Origin of the sequence: Cytobacillus sp. Hm23, from assembly GCF_051842895.1 — a bacterium.
Classification (GTDB): Bacteria; Bacillota; Bacilli; order Bacillales; family SM2101; genus Nanhaiella.
The window spans coordinates 1-19223 of sequence record NZ_JBPXRQ010000016.1; the positions used below are offsets into that span (position 1 = coordinate 1).

Genomic DNA, 19223 nt, shown 5'->3' on the forward strand with positions numbered 1-19223 from the left:
ACAATAAATACAGATATCAATGGAATTTAAAGAAGATGACCCCTGTTCAATACAGAGATCACCTTCTTAATGTAGCCTAGGCTTTTTTTAAAACTGTCCTTTACAAAGGGTACACTTTAAACATGGTTTGGCTTTTTTTATTTGTATTCCTCCATCGAATTTTTTCTCTTACTATTCACCTCTAAAATATTTATCCTTTAAAATAAGGCACTAATTAGCTAAAAAGGCTGCTTTCGCAAGTTAATCGTAGAACTTTAATCATCTCAAAAAAATATCATTTTCTCCATTTTATTTACCATTTTTTAAATAGCGATATTAAGCTCTATTTTTTTATCTTCTTTGACAATATTCACGTTTAAATGAGTAAGTCATATAGCTCCTTTTGAAATATAACTGTAATAATTTTTTGTCCTAAATAGTCTATCTTTGATGTTATAATGGATACTGTGAATGTAAAATTATTGGATTTATCCATATAATTTGTCAAAAAACAGACTAACACGAGTGTTTTTTACATAAAATGACAAAATTTAGGTGATATTAAATGATAGAAATGCAGGATGTGTATAAAACTTATCCTAACGGTGTCCTAGCGATTAACGGGATTAGCGTGAAAATTAATGAAGGTGAATTTGTATATGTCGTTGGTCCTAGTGGTGCAGGGAAATCAACGTTTATTAAAATGATGTACCGTGAAGAAAAGCCATCAAATGGTTCAATTATGATAAATGGAATTAATTTATCAAGCCTTAAAGAAAAAAAGGTTCCTTTGTTACGGAGGCATATAGGAGTAGTCTTTCAAGATTTTAAACTTCTTCCTAAGCTTACTGTATATGAAAATGTGGCATTTGCTTTAGAAGTAATAGAAGAAAATCCAAAATACATAAAACGAAGAGTGATGGGAGTATTAGATTTAGTCCGCCTGAAGCATAAGGCTCGTTTTAAGCCAGATGAATTATCTGGTGGGGAGCAGCAACGTGTATCTATTGCTCGTTCCATCGTTAACTCTCCAAAAATAATGATAGCAGATGAACCTACGGGGAACCTTGACCCAGATACAGCGTGGGAAATCATGGACATATTTGAGGAAATTAATAATAGGGGAACGACAATTTTGATGGCGACTCATAATAGTGAGATCGTAAACAAAATTAAAAAACGAGTTATTGCAATTGAAAATGGCAAAATTGCCCGTGATGAAATGAGAGGGGAGTATGGTTATGAAATTTAGTACTCTCAAAAGACATACACGGGAAAGCGTTAAAAACCTAGGAAGAAACGGGTGGATGACCTTTGCTTCTATCAGTGCAGTGACTGTTACGTTGCTATTAGTAGGTGTTTTCCTTGTTATTATGATGAATATGTATCACTTTACTCAATTGATTGAAGAAGATGTAGAAATACGTGTGTTCATTGATACTGTAGCTACTGGTGATGAGGTAAAGGAATTAGAAAAGAATATTGATAAAATAGCTGAAGTTAAATCTATTACCTTCGTATCAAAGGATGAAGAGCTTGATAGCTTAGTAGAAAGTCTCGGACCAGTCCTTGATATGCTCAAAGGTGATAATAACCCTTTATCTGATGTATACGTCGTGAAAACGAATCAACCGATTGAAGTAAATGAAGTTGCAAAAAAAATTGCAGATTTCTCAGCAGTCGCACAGGTTGATTATGGTGAAGAAGTTGTAGACAACCTATTTAAAATATTTAATGTATCACGAAATATAGGGTTTGGTTTAGTCATCGGACTATTATTTACCGCAATGTTTTTGATCTCAAATACGATAAAAATTACGATTGTAGCACGTAGAAGTGAGATAGAAATTATGAAATTAGTTGGCGCAACTAATTCATTTATTCGCTGGCCGTTTTTCTTAGAAGGGTTATGGCTTGGAGTATTAGGTGCAATATTACCTATATCTATCATTCTAACAGCCTATTATTATTTACATGAAAATGCACAGCCGATGCTATCTGCTGATTTTCTACAAATGCTCCCATTTTACCCATTTGCACTGCAAATTGCTTTAATACTCATTTTGATTGGTGCGTGTATCGGTGTTTGGGGTAGTTTAATGTCCGTTCGAAAATTCTTAAAAGTATAGATAAAGAGATAACATAAAAAATGAACTTAGTGTGTGAAAGAAAGAGATTATGAAAACTCAATGTTTGGAGGAATAAGACTTTGAAGCCTTTCAAATCAAAGCTATTATTACTTGGAGTTTCAGTTACAGTTGGGCTTAGTGGATTATTAGTCACTTCGGATAAAGATGCTGCTTTCGCAGTAACAACTCAAGAAATTGAAGATAAGAAAAACGAAATTAAAAATATCCAAAGTAAGAAAAGTCAAGTTGCTGGTGAAATTACTGATGCAGAAAAGGAAGTTGAAGAATTACAACAGGAACAAGCTGTGTTACTTGATGAAATTAGACGATTAGATATTGCCGTAGCAGAAACAAATGAACAAATTACTGCAAAGCAAGCTGAGATTGAACAGAAAAAGCAAGAAATCGAAGTATTAAAAGGTAAAATAGCTGATTTGAAAGAACGAATTGAAGCAAGAGATGAGCTTATAAAAAATCGTGCTCGTTCCTTACAAGAAGGAGGAGGAGCAGTTAGTTATTTAGAAGTTTTGCTTGGTGCAAAAGACTTTGGTGATTTGATTGGACGCATGAGTGCGGTAGCTAAAATTGTTAAAGCAGATAAAGAAATTTTACGTGCACATGAAGCGGACAAGCAATTGAAGGAAGAAGAGGAAGCAAATCTTACTCAACAAAAGGAAGATTTAGAAAAAATACTAGGTGAATTAGAAACATTACAGGCTGAACTCATGCAAAAATCACAAGAAAAAGAAACATTTATGGAACAGCTAAGGGATAAAGAAGAAGAGATAGAAAGAGAGATTCTTTCAAAAGAGGAAGAACAAGAGATTCTTGCAAAGCAAGAGCAGGCAGAAAAAAATCTGCTAAAAGCATTGGAGGAAGAGCTTTCGAGACAGAATAGTGGCTCTTCAGCAGGATCTGGAACATTTATTAAACCAGCAGCAGGATCTTTTACATCTGGCTTTGGGGCGCGCTGGGGATCAACACACTTTGGAGTAGATATTGCAAAAGGTGGAACAGTGCCTATCGTAGCATCAGCTGACGGGTATGTATTCAGATCATATTATTCTACTAGCTATGGTAATGTTGTATTTTTATTGCATGATATTGGTGGACAAACATATACGACTGTTTATGCACATATGAGTAGTCGATCAGTATCTGAAGGACAAGTTGTACCCCAAGGGCAGCAAATCGGCGTGATGGGTAATACTGGGTTTTCCTTTGGTCAGCATCTTCATTTTGAAATACATAAAGGCTATTGGAATGCATCAAAATCAAATGCTGTAAACCCTAGAGATTATATTAACTAAAGATTTATTATATAAAGATTTACATCGTAAAATGCTGTAAGGTGTATATAAACTTAAGCTAGCTATTCTTTTTACAATAACAGTTAAGCTTACGAAAAATACTATACTTATGATGTTCAGATCATATAATAGAATTTGTTGACTATCCTGAGGTAGTCTGTGTAGAAAGACCGTAAGTGTTCATGTCACTTACGGTCTTTCTTTAGCATTGCTTTTTAGTATACATCAATGGTAGATTCATATAGAATAAGAAACAAACGGTAAGCTATATTACAGAAAATTCTAGTTAACATGGGTACAATATACCCTATTCGTATGGGTTGAAAGTATTAGTTTTGATGTGCTTTATTCACAAAATGAGGGTCATCTATGTCTAGTAGCTCTCCGACTAGTTTCAGCCTGTATTTGCTTACTTCAGAGTTAGTTAATTTAAAACACGACTCCTTAAAGAAGTACTGCCTTCATAAGAAATGATTTCAGAATTTAGTGGTAGTCATAGTGATGCCAAACTCATTGAAGAGGTGTAGCTATAAAGGTGTAAATCAAATGCAAAGGAGTGAAAAATTTGTCTCAAGCGATAAATAATAATAAGCTTTTACAAGCAAAAAATGTTATGGAGCTACAAAAAAAAGAAATGACAGAATTTTTAAATAACGCTGATAATATTGTTGAATCATCCAATAACTTAACGTACCTTTCAAACGATATTAATAATCAAGTAAATGAGGCAGCCCAGTATGCTGAAGATGGCACTCAAACCGTTGTCCGTACAGTTGAAGAGATGAACAGCATTCATCAATCTTCTACTGAGCTATTAACAAAGGTTGAAAATCTAGCTGGATTATCTCATCATTTAACTGAGATGATTAAATCATTACAAAATATTTCTTCCCAAACGAATCTTTTAGCTTTAAATGCCTCCATAGAAGCAGCCCGTGCTGGTGCTGCAGGGAGAGGATTTGATGTCGTCGCAAAGGAAATTCGTAAGCTATCTGAAGAAAGCGCCAAAGCAACAAAACAGGCGCAAACTTCAATTTCATCTATCTTATCTGAGATTCAAGATATTAGTGACCTTTCAAAGGATGGACAACATAAGATAGGAACAGGGATTCAAAGTGTTCAAACGTCAAAAGAGTTATTCGATTCAATCCATTCAGCGATCTCAGTTGTAGCTAATCAAAAAGAAGAGCTTAGGAATGTAACTGAAGAGATCAATCAAATGAGTCAAAAGGCTAACACGATAAGTCAAAGTATATCTGAAAATAGAAAAGTTATTGCAATAGGTTTAGATTCAGCCATAAGTGTACATAGTTAACTAGCCATAAGATCACTGGTGGAACAACAAGCAATACATAAGGTGATGAACCATATCGGTTAACGACGGTTCTCATGCCGTGCATACATACAACAGGCGCATTTAACATGAACGTCCATCCAGCAACTGCTGCCACCATTTTCTCAGAAAATGTCCATTTCTTAAAACATATATGTACGATAAAGATGCTTAAAATAGCAATAATAACTGTCTTTATGATAATCAAGTACAATATGGATAGTGAAAACATTGAATGGTCTATCATAAATGATCGATAAATATTTAAAATAATAAATCCATATAAGCTAATTGTGCCGAGCTTTTGATGTTGCTCGGTTTTCTTCTTATACAAGTGCATGTCCGTTCTTAATAAATGCAATCCATTACATAGACCAATGAACATACCGAGTACAAAGTCATATACAAAAGGAATGTTAGGAAATAAATGGTATTTAAACACAGCAACGATCATAGTTGTTATTGCTAATAAATATGCACTCTCCTTCGTAAAAGGGATATGTAATTTCTCTTTCTTTCCTATATGCCTATCTTGTAAGTTATCTTTACTATAAAACTGTCTGCTCAATAGTAAAAATATTGGCGTGATGAAAAAGACAAGCAACATCTGAATCGAACACCAATAAGATACGAGTGTTAAATCATCTTCAGAAACAAATGTGCTCACAAGTTCAATGTTAAAAGCAAACATAATAGAACTAAAAACCCATGTGTCAGTGCCACTAAGTAAATATGAAATGACATTCAAAAAGGTAATCAGTAAGGCACAAATGATGATTAGAGCAACTAGTCTGGATATGTATTTTCTATTAAGGACAGAAGCCATTTGCATCCCAATTGAAAAAAGAAATGCTGTTACCATAATTCTTTCTAACTCTAAAGGGAAAGTTAAAGGGTCGTTGAAAAATGCTGAAATTATAAACATTAGTACACTTCCGATGAACGGGATAGATACGAAATAATTTTGGAGTCCGTACTTTATAACTATGCTTTCACTGAATTTCATGACTAAGATAAGAAGAATGATCGATACTGCTATCAACATAAACACTCCATATAATTGCTCTTATATAATAGCTACTCTCGCATTGTGTTGTTAGTGTAAAAAAACATATACAACTGTAGATCGTGACACTTTTGCTCTTCAGTCGGATATAACCTTAGCAACAAAGTATACGAAGAGAACTTATACAATATATATAAGGCAATGTGAATTATTAAATCATCTTCAGCAACTGTATAATATAAATGACTATAATTCAGTAAGCGACCTTACATTCTATTCTCATGAGCTGTAAGTGGAGGAATTGATAAACTATATTTTTGAGTGTTGAGCACAATATTTAGCATTTATATGTAAATATATGGATTAATTACGATAGGATTTGAAAAAATAGTTGGAAAGCTTTAAACTATATATAACGACATAAAATGAAATAGTTATTCATATAGTTGCTGTAAAGGCATCGCACTACTATCGTGTGATGCCTTTGCTACAATGTTTTCATAAACATGTAAGATCATACGTTATTTTGGTTACGCTTAATAGTGTGTGTTCAAATGGAAAGTTGGACATCATGATATAATAGTGAGTGCGAAGTTAAGGGGGAACGTAGTTGTGAGTCGAAAAACAGCAGTAATTTTGATCGTTATATCGATGCTACTAGGAGCTGGAGGTACTTACGCTGGAGTAAAGTATGTTGATGATGATCAACCAGTCATGCAGTCAGATCAGTTGACTAGTGTAGAAGACAAAGCTGTTCAGCAAGAAGTCACCAAAGATGAAGAGGATTTTACAAAAGTTGAAGAAGTGTTTGAATTAATTAAAAATCGTTATGTAGAACAAATTGATGACTCGGAGTTGATTGAAGGAGCCATCGAAGGCATGATTGAAACATTAGAAGATCCGTTTTCATCATATATGGATAAGGAGACAGCTGACCAATTTAATCAGTCACTTTCATCATCATTTGAAGGAATTGGTGCAGAGGTAAGTATGGAAGATGGCACTCTTACAATTGTAACACCTTTTAAAAATTCACCTGCCGAAAAAGCAGGGCTAAAGTCTAAAGATAAAGTTATTAAAGTAGATGGTGAAAGTATAGAAGGCTTGGATCTATTTGAAGCAGTGTTAAAAATTCGTGGAGAAAAAGGCACGACCGTCGTTTTAGAGGTAATTCGAGAAGGTGTTTCTGACACTTTAACTTTTGACGTTGTAAGAGATGAAATACCTATTGAAACAGTCTATTCATCTGTGAAAGAGTACGCAGGGAAAAGCTTAGGATATATTCAAATTACTTCTTTTTCTGAAGACACGGATGAAGATTTCGAGCAACAGCTAGAGCAGCTTGAGAAACAAAATATAGATGGTCTTGTTGTTGACGTTCGTGGTAATGGCGGCGGTTATTTAGATAGTGTCGAGAAAATGTTAAAACAATTAGTTACGAAAGATAAGCCATATGTACAAATTGAAGACCGAAATGGTGAGAAGTTACGTAGTTCTTCATCATTAAAGGAACAGAAGCCATATCCAATCGTAGCTCTAATTAATGAAGGAAGTGCCTCTGCATCAGAAATCTTTGCTGTGGCGTTAAAAGAAGCAGGTGGTTACGATATTTTAGGGGAAACATCATTCGGAAAAGGAACAGTTCAACAGGCGATTCCGATGGATGATGGAAGCAGTGTAAAGCTTACACAATTTAAATGGTTAACACCAGATGGAAACTGGATTCATGAAAAAGGTGTGGAGCCAACTATTGAAGTGAAGCAACCAGCTTATTTTTATACAAATCCAATCCAGTTTGAAGAAGATTTAGCTTATGATATGAATTCTGAACAAATTAAAAATATTCAAATCATGTTAAAAGGACTAGGATTCGACCCAGGCCGTGAAGATGGCTATTTCGGGAAAGAAACTGAAACAGCTGTATCGAAGTTTCAGCAAGCAAATAACCTTGAAGTCACGGGAGTTATAAATCAAGAAACTGCAACACAAATAGAAGATAGAATTATTGAGGAAATCGGTAAAGAAGAAAATGATGCTCAATTAAAGGCAGCATTGGAACAACTGACAAAATAAGTTGCAAAGGTCTGACACTACAATCAATTCTGTGTAATTATCTTTTTAGAGGTGCTATACAGGATATGAGATTGTGTGGCAGACCTTTATTTATTTTCTTGTTTCTTCATGTGAATATTTGTAGTAGACAAGATTGTCAGTCCACTCATCGAATTCAAAGATAAACCCTTTCCTTATACATTCAAACTCCATACCTACACTTTTGGCTAATTGAATGGATGGTGTATTATCAGTATTAATATGGGCTTCAATACGGTGGAATTTTAAATCTCTGAAGGCGATATTAAGTGCTTCATTTACAGCCTCTTTACCATAGCCTTTCCGCCAATGATGATTATGAATCGTATAACCAATTCTTCCCCATTGAAAAGTATCTCTTGCTAAAGTGGAAAAATCAATCATGCCTATATGTGTACCTGCTTCTTTCAGGAAAATGCCAAATATGTACACTTGATCACTCAATGCTAATTCTTGATGCCTTTCTACTAAGTTGTTAAACCACTCACGTGTACACATACTCATATCAATTTTTCCTTCGTCATGCCTATGTTGAGATTGGAGTGTATTGTTAAATTCGTTTAGCCAGTTTTCGTAATCTTCTTGTGCTAATGGCCTTATGACTAATCTTGATGATGCCGAAGCCGTATTAAACTGCTGCAAATAAACACCCCTAAATACTTTATATTTTTTTTCATACTTAAATATACAACTAGTGCTCTTTTCGTAAACTTTGTTGCTACTGTTATCAAATTAGTTCCAAAAATGTTTTTTTATATTGTTAGTTATCGTTGTACAGAAGAAAAAGATTCCACGAACTCTAGTTATGTACATATTTATTTCTTAATACGAAAAACAACAGTCAATGCAAAACCAGCCTTTATAAAACGCTCATTAAACTTTATGTAACTAATTTACTTTAGTAAACAAATAGGTAAGAGCTAACGATCTAACTCATTTGCTAGATCACATACACAATCATGTAAACTACCAAATACATTTATATATTTGATGTAATATTTATAGATGCAAATTATGTATTCACATCATATCATGAAAGGTCATGCAGAGGTTAATATTGAACATATCCTTTTTTCCAACAATTTGATAAAATAATAGATAACTAATTGTACGTATTTCATAGATAACAGAGGGGGTGGCTTAGTGGTAGAAGAATGGGTACTTGAGTTCCTTAAAGCGATTGGTCGCTTTTTCCTTCATCCATTAACATATTATTTCATTGCATATACATTACTAATCGGCTTTATCCGTGTGAAGAAAGAACGTCGTGATTTCCATGTTCGTATTTATGATTCTTTTCATGAGCTTCGATCCTTATTCTCAGTCGGTTTATTTGCCGGAGCAATTCTTTCAATCATCACAATCGGGGTAGGAATTGTTCTAACATTAGAAACTATTGTTATCGTCGCAATTATTACTTTGATATTAAGCTTTATGATCACACCTAGATTGTTAACACCTGCAAATGTGTTAGGCTTAACATTTTTTTCTTTAATACTATTACCTAAATTAGACTTGAATGATTTTGCTATGTTGTCATTTTCGTCAGACCAGTTGTGGACAAGCCTGTCAGGATTAGCCATTCTACTCGCATTATTTATGATAATCGAAGGTTTTTTAATATGGAAAAAAGGTGGAGTAGGAACGTCGCCTTATTTGAAAAAAAGTAAACGTGGACTACAAGTAGGGGCACATAAAGCACAACGAATTTGGATGTTGCCTGTACTATTTCTATTACCGGGTGAAGTTATTACTAGTCAAATACCTTGGTGGCCTGTCTTTTCCATAGGACAAACTGAGTATGCTTTATGTTTCGTTCCTTTTGTCATCGGTTTTTCAATGCATATTCAAGGTATGCATCCATCTGAAATGATCCAACAAACAGGTAAACGCGTCGTATTTCTCAGTTTGATTGTAGCTACTGCTGCTATTATTAGTATTTGGTTACCTGTATTTGCAACGATTGCTGTATTCATTGCGATACTAGGAAGAGAGATGATTGCCATTCAACAACGGTTGAATGATGATTCCTATCCTTTTTATTTTTCACAGCGTGATCACGGTCTTGTTGTGTTAGCTATTATCTCCCAGTCTCCAGCAGAAAAAATGGCAATTCAAGTTGGAGAAATGATTACGAAAGTAAATGGTGTAGCTGTTCGATCAGTTGAAGAATTTTACGAAGCTATACAAAAAAATAGTGCTTTCTGTAAGCTTGAAGTCATTGATGTGAATGGTCAGTTGCGCTTTACACAAAGAGCGTTATACGATGGCGAACATCATGAGCTTGGCATACTCTTCGTCCAAGATGATAAGAAATGGGATAATGAAGCGGTATAAATGTGATTTTTCATAATTACGCGGGATTTTTTCAGATTTATACGGAAGGATTTTTCAAAATTATCCAGAATAAGTTACCTTGAAATAACAACTTCGATATTTATATACATGTTGAATTTTTTGAATAGTATTGTAGAAAAAGTAAGCCTAATATAAGAATAAAACAAATAAAATAAATGAGTGACAGTATAAACAAATGAAAATTCTTACGAACTAAAATAGTTCATTGTGATTAATTTAACAGTTTAATACGTCAGTCTAGGGTCAACGAATAAAGGAAGTTTAGTTCGCTTTTCAACTAGCTAAACATGGGTTGTTATTCCACAATACCAGCTAAGATAAGTCAATACATTTTAAGAAATCGTACTAGATTATGATTTAATTAAAAATGGACATGACAAATAAGCTTCAATATCTTTGTTTGAAGTTTTTGTTAGTTGTATAATTAATTGTATTGATTTATGCAATGTACATTTGCTTATACTTTAATATGGCATAAATTCAATGCAATAGCTAATTGGCACAAGCTATGATGGCTACTTTGTGAGGCTTGCCCTCACTTCTTTTTTTGTCATATTACGCTCGAATCTTCATATTTCGATTATTGGTCAATCCACACTGAACAACTGTATAGAGTGTCTGACGGAGCTTGGTAGACCCCTCTTTTAGTTATCCGATTGATCGTAGCCGTAAACTTACCTGATTGAAAAACCATTGGATCAATCCCTGCATAGGCTACTAGTTTTTTTGAGTGACTAAACTGCGTGATATCGTTTATTTCTGAAATAAGTGTCGCTGCTATTTTAGTCCTTATCCTTGGGATGGATGTAAGAATCCCATACTCCTCAACTGCAGGCTTTAATTCAGCTTGTATTTCTACCTCTTTGAAAAAGATAAAAATCATGTAATCCATTGGTATCATGCTTAAATTTGAAGGTCTTTCCGAAAGGATGCTTTCTTGCCAAGAAAGCTTGAACTTGGCTTTCTCCTTTTGCGACATTCAGGCCAACCACTGGATCCATACTATATCCTATATCACATCTCCTTTTAGTAGATTTGTCGGTAGCCCCTGTCTATCTTGTAGTGTCATAGCTTTGCTTGTTATACGGGGCAATGTGCCCCAACCAACCTCAAACATGTTCTACAAGAAGGGAGTGGACAGTATTGTGGACAGGATCAAGCCCCACTGGCGCCTAGGTCCTACTCCGACTACCTAAAGAATAGCCTATAAAAAGAAGACCAACCAGATAAAATATCAATATAATACGATATGTAGCTCATCTGAAATAAAGGTTAGCGTCTTTTTCTATATGTTAATATTTACTTTAAACAAGGACTTTCAGTAAAATTATATTGGTAAATTAATGTATGTAATTTTGATATTGTATGAGTATTTCAAAGCAATATATATGAAAAAAGAGAGGAAATTATAATAGAGAAATTTCTCGACGTCATTAAGAACATGATTCTAGACGTATTTGCTTTAAGATCTAGGGTTACCTTCGAATATAACTAGTAAAGGTAATTTTTGTTTCGTCTTTATTTTTGATCAAAATGATGATATTGAAATTGAAAAATATAAATTTACCTTTAACGAAGATTTTAAAGGCATTTCAGATGTTATTTACAATTCCAATCATGATATGAGTAAACCTAGAAAAGACAATATAAAAAATGAATTTTTGTTGACTCAAAGAAATGGATACCTAATCGAGGGGAGGATTCTTCCTTCTGGATTTTTTGATAAAATAAGTAAAATCATGTGAACACTATACAGTGTGGTGAAACTTAAAACTCTTTTTGTACGCATTTTTTCTTTCTCAAAACGCTAAAAACTAGATCCATAGTGTATCACTTCCCCTTAACTTGACTTGCCGGTATCACATTTTATCAATCTTTTTTAAAACGGCTTCTTTATTAGTGATAATATTTGATTTGTGAGGTCTTTTTGATCAAAATTTTTTGTATAGAAACAACTTGCTCTTGGTGTGTCTTCACACCTAATTGATCAATGAAAATAGTATTATATGAGAAGATGACAATATTAAAAGAAATTACATAAAGTCTACAAGCTTATTCAATTTTAAAAAAGTAGAGTAAATTCACTTGCTCGTTCATAGATTAAAGTAACAATAAATTAAAAAGAGTGGGTGGTTTTCTATGGGATTTGCTTATGTATCAAATGAAGGGACTAATATGGTATCTGTTATTAATACAGATACGCATGGAGTTATAGCTACTATACCTGTTGGTAATTTTCAATTCCCAAGAGTCATGGTCACTACACCCGACGGAAAATTTGTTTATGTTAATAATGGAGATGAAAATACTGTTTCGGTGATTTCAACAAGTACGCATAACGTGATAGCGACAGTGCAAGTTGGGACCGGTCCGGATATTCTTGCAATAACGCCAAATGGAAAGTTTGTTTATGTTACAAATTTTGATAGCAGTAATGTATCAGTGATTTCAACAAGTGATCACAGTGTGATAGCTGCTGTTCCAGTTAGTGGTTCACCTAGTCAAATAGTGATTTCACCCGATGGAAAGTTTGTTTATGTTGCAAATGAAAGTGTTGCTACAGTAACCGTAATTTCGACGAGTTCAAATCGTGTTATCGCTAATACTCCTATTGGTAATTTTCAATTCCCAAGAGTTATGGTCATTTCACCCGATGGAAAGTTTGTTTATGTCAATAATAATAACGAAAATACTATATCGGTGATTTCAACGAGTTCACATAAAGTGATTGCAACGGTCCAAGTTGGAATAAGCTCACAGTCTATGTCCTTCACGCCAGATAGTAAATTGGCTTATGTTACAAATAACGGACTTGTACCAAACCTTGGAACTGTATCAGTCATAGATGTGAAAACCCATAGTGTGATTGGAACGGTAAGGGTTGATGAGGAGCCACGTGAAGTGTCCTTTACACCAGATGGCAAATTGGCTTATGTCGTAAATAATGGTTTTTTCAATGATCCCGGAAGCGTATCTGTCATAGATGTGAAAACCCATAGTGTAATTGCAACAGTTACGGTTGGAGTGAACTCAAATACTGTGTCCTTTACGGAAGATGGTAAATTAGCTTTCGTCGTAAATTTCGGATTACCCCCAAATGCTGGAAATGTATCAGTCATAGATGTGAAAAGTCATAGTGTGATTTCGACTGTTCCGGTAGAGATAGGCCCACGTTCAATTGTCATTCTTCCTAAATGATCTTAAGGAAATTCCTTATATATAAAGATTTCTAGGATACGAGACTCTGATAACTATTGCATGTCTTAGTCAATATAAAATGAATTTCCATTCAATAATACACCAGTATAATACAGTAGGGTTTAATTTAAAAATCAACATATCAAACCCTCTGAATATCTATTTTATGGATGTGTTGACCATCAGTCGGCAGTTGCTGGTTCTAGCCTAGTTGAAGTTTGGTAGGAGATTTCTAAATACAATAATTAATGAGTCGATTAGTTTTTTTGTCGAGTGTCCAAAAAAAGACAATAACGACTTTGGAGGGCTCTGAAAAAGTCCAATATTTAATAAAGGTAGTTGAAGTTCAATCAAATGAACTTTCAACTGCCTTTTTACTTTAAAAAATGTATGTAGGTGATATCCAATGATTTCTAATCAAGAATTCCTCAACTTTAGCCCATTCATCGCTATATACCGAGGGGCGTTAATAAACGCTCCTCTCTATAATAATTGCATTTCAGTCATACAAGTTTGATCAGTTTTGTAAGTAGAAAAACTACTTTCTGCCATTTTTCCGTCATGAGTTATTCTAACTTCGTATTCTTTGTCACGTGGTAACCACATGTCAATAAAGCCATTTTCTCCAGAAACCATTGTTTCCTCAATGATAATATTCCCTGATGCATCTACGATTACAACATCAAATTGCTCATTCGCTAGTTCACCTTGGCAGCCTGTCAAGCTATGATTTGTACATGGATGTGTATTCTTTACATATGGTGCAAATGAAACAAAAAATTCATCATGTGGTAAATCATACTCGCGTTTCTCTCCGCTAGTTTCCTCTACAATGAGTTGCTCAGATGTAATAGATGCATTCTCCGCGTCAATGTTACCTATGCTGTAGTCATTTACTAAATCTTTAATAGACTGTGGATCCATTTCTTGTTGAGATTGTGTCTGTGTATTTTCTTCACTGCAGCCTACTAACAAAAACACGGTTGAGAGGACTACAAATATACTTTTCAATTTCATTAAAATACACCCCTTATTAGTTTCTACATGGTATTATACAGTATTTATTGTTAATTAGATAAAAAGCAAAATGTTTATCACTGAAATGTCATAATTTGTTTCACAATGATCTTTATGTGTTGCATTGGTGCTTTGAATACGAATGAATGATATGTAGTTTAGTACGAGGCACATAACAGCTCTAGCTAAACGACAAGAAAGTTAGCAAGCAGAACTAAGCGACAGCTAAGTATTGTTGTCATAAAGAAATTTCGAATTGGCTACTTTAAGCATATATGTAATGTTTTCGTGTTTTAAGTTGGATGTTAACAAAATGTTTTAAGAATCTGCAAAGTTTCTCAATTTTTTTAAAAGATAATAACAGTAAATAAATGAAGGAGGGAAAACGATGAAAAACAAAATAATGGTCGGCATACTAACTGTAAGCTTAGCAATTGGAGCTGGCACTACTGCTTTAGCATATGGTGGTCAATCAAGTAATTCAATGATTAATTACGATAAGATGAATAACATGGATTTGAACGAAATTAACTTTGAATGGGCTGAAATGAAAGAATACATGGAGGAAGTACATCCTGAACTCGAGGAAGAAGACTTACAAGAAATGTATAATTCTTGTCATGGTGAAGGCTCAGAGGTATTCACAAATTCAACATTATGATTGAAGAAGTAACACATACGATTAGTAAGCCGATTTATTGGCTCTTGGTCACACGTGTATGATGTAGATAATCGAAATAATCGTCATTTTCACCCTAGTAGGGAAAGATGCCACGAATGCTAGATGCATAGGTGCTTATATGTTAGAACGAAAAGTAATATTACATGCGACAACGGCCACATGAAACAATTATTTAAGAGAATGTTGAGCACAAATTGTTGTTAGTGGATATGAAAAATGGCGTATCCTCATTGCTTAGGTATACGCCTATTTTTGATTATAATTTTGCAGAAAAAAGCCTATAGGCTTTTTTGGTTAATGTTAATTGAGTTCATTACAAGACACTCACGCTCAAGTTTGACTGTTTTTATCCATACTACTGGTGTTCGTTTGTTGTTTATAAAAGCTTGTTGTAAGTACATAGCCTAAAAAAATAATAGCATACAGACTAAGATTATTTTTCCAGCTAAAAGCCTGTAAATCCCAAAAGAGAGAATATCTTGGAACATAAAAGTAACTTATGATTACAATAAACACTGCTGGTATACCTAGGAATATTAGCTTTTCAACAAGTACTCTCCATTTTCCTTGGTTTTTGCTTTCTTTGTATAGTGTTGGTAACCCTATCACTATACCAAATATCAAATTAGACAAGACGAATAGAGGAGAATATACATAATACGAAAGTGTAAATAAATTGAATCTTTCATCTAACCAACTATCAAAACTACTTTTAAAATACCAGAATATAAAAAATAATAGTGTAAAGATCATATATTCCTTTATTTTGCTAAATGATATCACGTTTGTCACCTTCTCATTAAATATTATTATGAAAAATAAATCGCAATGTTCTATATTACAAGCGTGTCCAGAAAGTTAGTTTTCACTGGTTATGTAGGCTAGTGCTCATTTACATATAAATGAAGCTTAGTTTATTCACATTTATTTATATACTTAAAGTAAGGTATTTCGTCGAAGTTGTCCATAGATTACTTTATTGTCCAAATTAGCACTGTTTTTATCCAACTACTTGCTTTTACTGTCCGGATAACTGCTTTTACTGTCGAAATACCACCTTTTACTGTCCAAATAGCTACTTTTACTGTCCAACAACAAAAAAAGGCTTCTCTTCGCGAAACAATTGAGAAGCCGCTATATCTATTCAATTCAAGTAAATGTGACTGTTTGCTCGTCACCATCAAAGATAGTGACCTCCGTCGTGTCTCCAATTGCTTTTCATCCAGATTTACCTTAAACCACTCTTGAAGCTAGTACATTAATTAATTCCTACTAGTTTTTTATATTCATTTTTCGTCATTCCAGGAGGAACATTTAAGCGGTTTAATAGGTATGGATTATCCCCCTTTTTTACAAATCCTCGTTTAGTTGTAAAAGCCATTTTGAACCCTTCCTCCATCACAACTTTTACGACATCTTCATTATATTGGCCAAAAGGATAGGCAAAGTAAGCCGTCTCCAAGATTGATTTATTCAATCGTAAATCTTTTTGTACTTCTTCAAGGGACTTAGCCACTAAGAAACTTTTTTGTCCCTTTAGCCGATGCATTTTATGTGTGTGTGCGCAAACGGTAAAAACATCTCTCATGTTATCAATCATTTGAGTACTCATAAATTGATATTTTGTAGCTTTTGGATTATACGGTTCCGCTTCGTTCGGGGAACGACTAGTTATAATAAATAAGTTACCGAGTTGGTTATTGGCTTTTAATGTTGGATAAACATATTCATTAACAGATTGTAACCCATCATCAAATGTCAATGCGACGACCTTTCCAGGTAAATTCGTCGTACCATTGAGAAAACCTTCTAAATCTTTGAGTGAAATTGTTTCAACTTCTTCCTCATTTAATATAGCCATTTGCTGATAAAATTCATGAGGAGAAATTGTATTAGGATTACTTAGGTCAAGATTATCTTCATCATGTGAAAAGTGGTGGTACATCAATATTGGAATACCGTCATCAAGCTCTACGTCTGTCTTTTTTACATAACCGATCTTACCTGCTATCTTCACTCCATAATAATCGTTTGACTCAGACATGATAGGATATCTTAAGTTTTCAGATATCGTTGCGATAGGATGAAGAGAGTCTGATGGTTGTTCATATATGTTCGTCTCTTTTATCGTAATAAACATATTGTTTGTGTTTTTTGTAGCCTTCAATACGTATGGTTCTTCATTCACAATGACATCTGTTTTTCTTACATATCCATAGCCATTACCAAAGGAAATTTGCCACCATTCATTGCCATAATCACGTAGTATCTTGAATGTATGTCCATTTTGTAAATACCCTACAATGGTGAATTCTTCCTTTCTATTATCGTACACAGGAGTATAAGCGCTGATAGGCTCTAATATATTCGTTTGTTGGATTGCTTTTGTAGATGTATAACCAACACTCATAACAGATCGTTCTTTGTCTATAACGAATGCAAAAAGCAAAGATAATCCTGCTATGACACTTAAGGATGTAAAAATCATTTTATAACTTTTCATGTTTTCCCCTTGTTCCAATGATGTTTAATTTTTGTTAGTAATATGGGTAAATAAAATACTATAAATTTAGACAATTTAAGAGTTATAAGTAAATGAGACCATTTACTTAGTTACTAATCCTTTTGATATTAGTATAGATGTCCAGATCATTTCAATGGTATGTATATCCAATCGTATTTTTGTAGCTAGGTTATAGGCTAAGAGGGAATAATTACATGTTGGTGTACGATATATTAAGTGAAAGGGGTAATGAGTTTAGTTGTTATTTGTAGACAGTTTTCACATAGATTGATGTTTTTCGTATTAAGGTCTAAACACGTTACATATTGAGTTCATGACTGCCTTTCTTCAACAAATCAATGGCAGCTGTATATAACGACTGCATGTCGTTCATCATTTGTAAAAAACAGCAACATATTTTACGAAAATAGCCTTTTCTAAAGCTCTTTTCATAATCTTTCTTACCAATGTATTTAAGTTAGGATAACTAGAAATGTTCGATTAGTATTAGTTAAACGAGGATAAGGTGTAGGAGTATTAATTATGAAACAATAATAATATATTAATAAATAACAAATATTTATTGATAATCGATATGTAATATATTAGGATATAATATATGAATGATAAGTGAATGATAAATTAGCGAGGTGTTTGTTATGAAGAAAGTAACTACACTATTGTTGAAAATAGCCATTGGTATGATAGGAGTTACGGTACTAGCTTTATGTATAGATTGGCTTCCTTGGCAAGCGAATGTGCTTGAGGCGATGTATCCAGAGTTTGCCCATTTAAAATACCCTCTGTTAATTGGTATCTATATGACAGCCATTCCATTTTTCTTTGCTCTGTACCAAGCTTTAAAACTACTAAGCTTTATTGACAAGAACAAAGCTTTTTCCAATTTATCTGTAAAATCTTTAAATTATATAACTTATTGCGCAACCACTATATGTATCTTATATGTGATAGGTTTTATCATTTTACACTCACAAAATGCAGAGAATCCAGGTATCTTAATACTCGGCTGGGCTATTACGTTTGTATCATTCGTAATAGCGATTTTTGCTGTGGTGCTTAAAAAACTCTTACAAAATGCCATACATTTGAAAGCAGAAAACGATTTAACAGTTTGAGGTGATGAAAATGGCGATTATCATCAACATCGATGTCATGTTAGCGAAAAGAAAAATGAGTGTCACAGAACTATCTCAAAAAGTGGGAATTACAATGGCTAACCTATCTATTTTAAAAAATGGGAAGGCAAAAGCCATTCGGTTTTCAACTTTAGAAGCGATATGTAAAGCTTTAGAATGTCAACCAGGTGATATTTTAGAATACAAAAGTGAGAAATAGTGAGATTTTTGACAAGCTCCTAAGCAAAAGTAACACCTTACTGTCAGGGTTAGAAATATTATTGTTTGCAGGAGTCTCATACCTTAAGGGTAGAGCGCAGTGGTGATCGTTTTCGAAGGTTGGCAGAGCGTTTAGTATTTTTATGCTGTAGACGCAATCTCACAACAGCCTAATTTTTCTATGCTATAAGGTGAATTTTAGTTAAGGATTGATATAGAGGCTTTCTTACGTGAAATGATTAAAAGCGCTAGGGAAATCTCC

General features: G+C 33.8%; 15 protein-coding genes and 1 pseudogene. 10 read left to right on the top strand and 6 right to left on the bottom strand.

Features of this window, described 5'->3' with window-relative positions; all coding sequences use genetic code 11:
- Positions 1-544: 544 nt before the first annotated feature.
- From ftsE to ACSVDA_RS12125, 4 genes are all read left to right on the top strand, one after another.
- Positions 545-1231, top strand: coding sequence for a cell division ATP-binding protein FtsE (gene ftsE, locus ACSVDA_RS12110; protein WP_320207546.1), 687 nt, complete (start codon positions 545-547; stop codon positions 1229-1231).
- On the top strand, positions 1221-2108 hold the full coding sequence (ftsX, locus tag ACSVDA_RS12115; protein ID WP_485883518.1) for a permease-like cell division protein FtsX: 888 nt from the start codon (positions 1221-1223) through the stop codon (positions 2106-2108). Before ftsE ends, ftsX begins: the two co-directional genes overlap by 11 nt.
- A gap of 80 nt (positions 2109-2188) precedes the next feature.
- Positions 2189-3418 (top strand): murein hydrolase activator EnvC family protein, encoded by a 1230-nt coding sequence (locus ACSVDA_RS12120; RefSeq protein ID WP_485883520.1) that lies wholly within the window; start codon positions 2189-2191, stop codon positions 3416-3418.
- Between the two features lie 565 nt (positions 3419-3983).
- Positions 3984-4733, top strand: a complete 750-nt coding sequence (locus ACSVDA_RS12125; RefSeq protein ID WP_485883522.1) for a methyl-accepting chemotaxis protein — start codon at positions 3984-3986, stop codon at positions 4731-4733.
- Here the strand turns inward: ACSVDA_RS12125 and ACSVDA_RS12130 are convergent.
- A complete protein-coding gene (locus ACSVDA_RS12130) occupies positions 4690-5793 on the bottom strand; it encodes a hypothetical protein (RefSeq protein WP_485883524.1) in 1104 nt (367 codons plus the stop codon). The genes ACSVDA_RS12125 and ACSVDA_RS12130 overlap by 44 nt on opposite strands.
- Positions 5794-6369: 576 nt before the next feature.
- Here ACSVDA_RS12130 and ACSVDA_RS12135 point away from each other — a divergent pair.
- Entirely contained in the window at positions 6370-7830 is a 1461-nt protein-coding gene (locus tag ACSVDA_RS12135; RefSeq protein ID WP_485883525.1) for a S41 family peptidase, read from the top strand.
- Between the two features lie 90 nt (positions 7831-7920).
- Here ACSVDA_RS12135 and ACSVDA_RS12140 read toward each other — a convergent pair whose 3' ends face one another.
- Entirely contained in the window at positions 7921-8490 is a 570-nt protein-coding gene (locus ACSVDA_RS12140; protein ID WP_485883527.1) for a GNAT family N-acetyltransferase, read from the bottom strand.
- 501 nt (positions 8491-8991) lie between these two features.
- Here ACSVDA_RS12140 and ACSVDA_RS12145 point away from each other — a divergent pair.
- A complete protein-coding gene (locus ACSVDA_RS12145) occupies positions 8992-10185 on the top strand; it encodes a PDZ domain-containing protein (protein ID WP_485883528.1) in 1194 nt (397 codons plus the stop codon).
- 513 nt (positions 10186-10698) lie between these two features.
- Here the strand turns inward: ACSVDA_RS12145 and ACSVDA_RS12150 are convergent.
- A pseudogene (locus ACSVDA_RS12150) lies at positions 10699-11062 on the bottom strand (transposase); the annotation flags it as partial.
- Between the two features lie 1283 nt (positions 11063-12345).
- On the opposite strand from ACSVDA_RS12150, the gene ACSVDA_RS12155 reads away from it, so the two are divergent.
- Entirely contained in the window at positions 12346-13404 is a 1059-nt protein-coding gene (locus ACSVDA_RS12155) for a beta-propeller fold lactonase family protein (RefSeq protein WP_485883530.1), read from the top strand.
- A 483-nt stretch (positions 13405-13887) separates the two neighbouring features.
- Here the strand turns inward: ACSVDA_RS12155 and ACSVDA_RS12160 are convergent, their stop codons facing one another.
- Positions 13888-14421, bottom strand: a complete 534-nt coding sequence (locus ACSVDA_RS12160; RefSeq protein WP_485883531.1) for a CueP family metal-binding protein — start codon at positions 14419-14421, stop codon at positions 13888-13890.
- A 388-nt stretch (positions 14422-14809) separates the two neighbouring features.
- On the opposite strand from ACSVDA_RS12160, the gene ACSVDA_RS12165 reads away from it, so the two are divergent.
- The gene (locus ACSVDA_RS12165) at positions 14810-15082 is read left to right on the top strand and encodes a hypothetical protein (protein WP_485883533.1); all 273 of its coding nucleotides are present in this window, start codon (positions 14810-14812) and stop codon (positions 15080-15082) included.
- 992 nt (positions 15083-16074) lie between these two features.
- On the opposite strand, the gene ACSVDA_RS12170 is transcribed toward ACSVDA_RS12165, so the two are convergent.
- Both ACSVDA_RS12170 and ACSVDA_RS12175 read right to left on the bottom strand, forming a co-directional pair.
- Positions 16075-16287: a hypothetical protein gene (locus ACSVDA_RS12170; RefSeq protein WP_485883534.1), complete on the bottom strand. Its 213-nt coding sequence runs from the start codon at positions 16285-16287 to the stop codon at positions 16075-16077.
- A gap of 74 nt (positions 16288-16361) precedes the next feature.
- Entirely contained in the window at positions 16362-17606 is a 1245-nt protein-coding gene (locus ACSVDA_RS12175; protein ID WP_485883536.1) for a polysaccharide deacetylase family protein, read from the bottom strand.
- A gap of 659 nt (positions 17607-18265) precedes the next feature.
- Between ACSVDA_RS12175 and ACSVDA_RS12180 the strand changes: the two genes are divergently transcribed.
- On the top strand, positions 18266-18742 hold the full coding sequence (locus tag ACSVDA_RS12180) for a DUF2975 domain-containing protein (protein WP_485883537.1): 477 nt from the start codon (positions 18266-18268) through the stop codon (positions 18740-18742).
- Between the two features lie 10 nt (positions 18743-18752).
- On the top strand, positions 18753-18962 hold the full coding sequence (locus tag ACSVDA_RS12185; protein ID WP_485883539.1) for a helix-turn-helix domain-containing protein: 210 nt from the start codon (positions 18753-18755) through the stop codon (positions 18960-18962).
- Positions 18963-19223 lie beyond the last annotated feature (261 nt).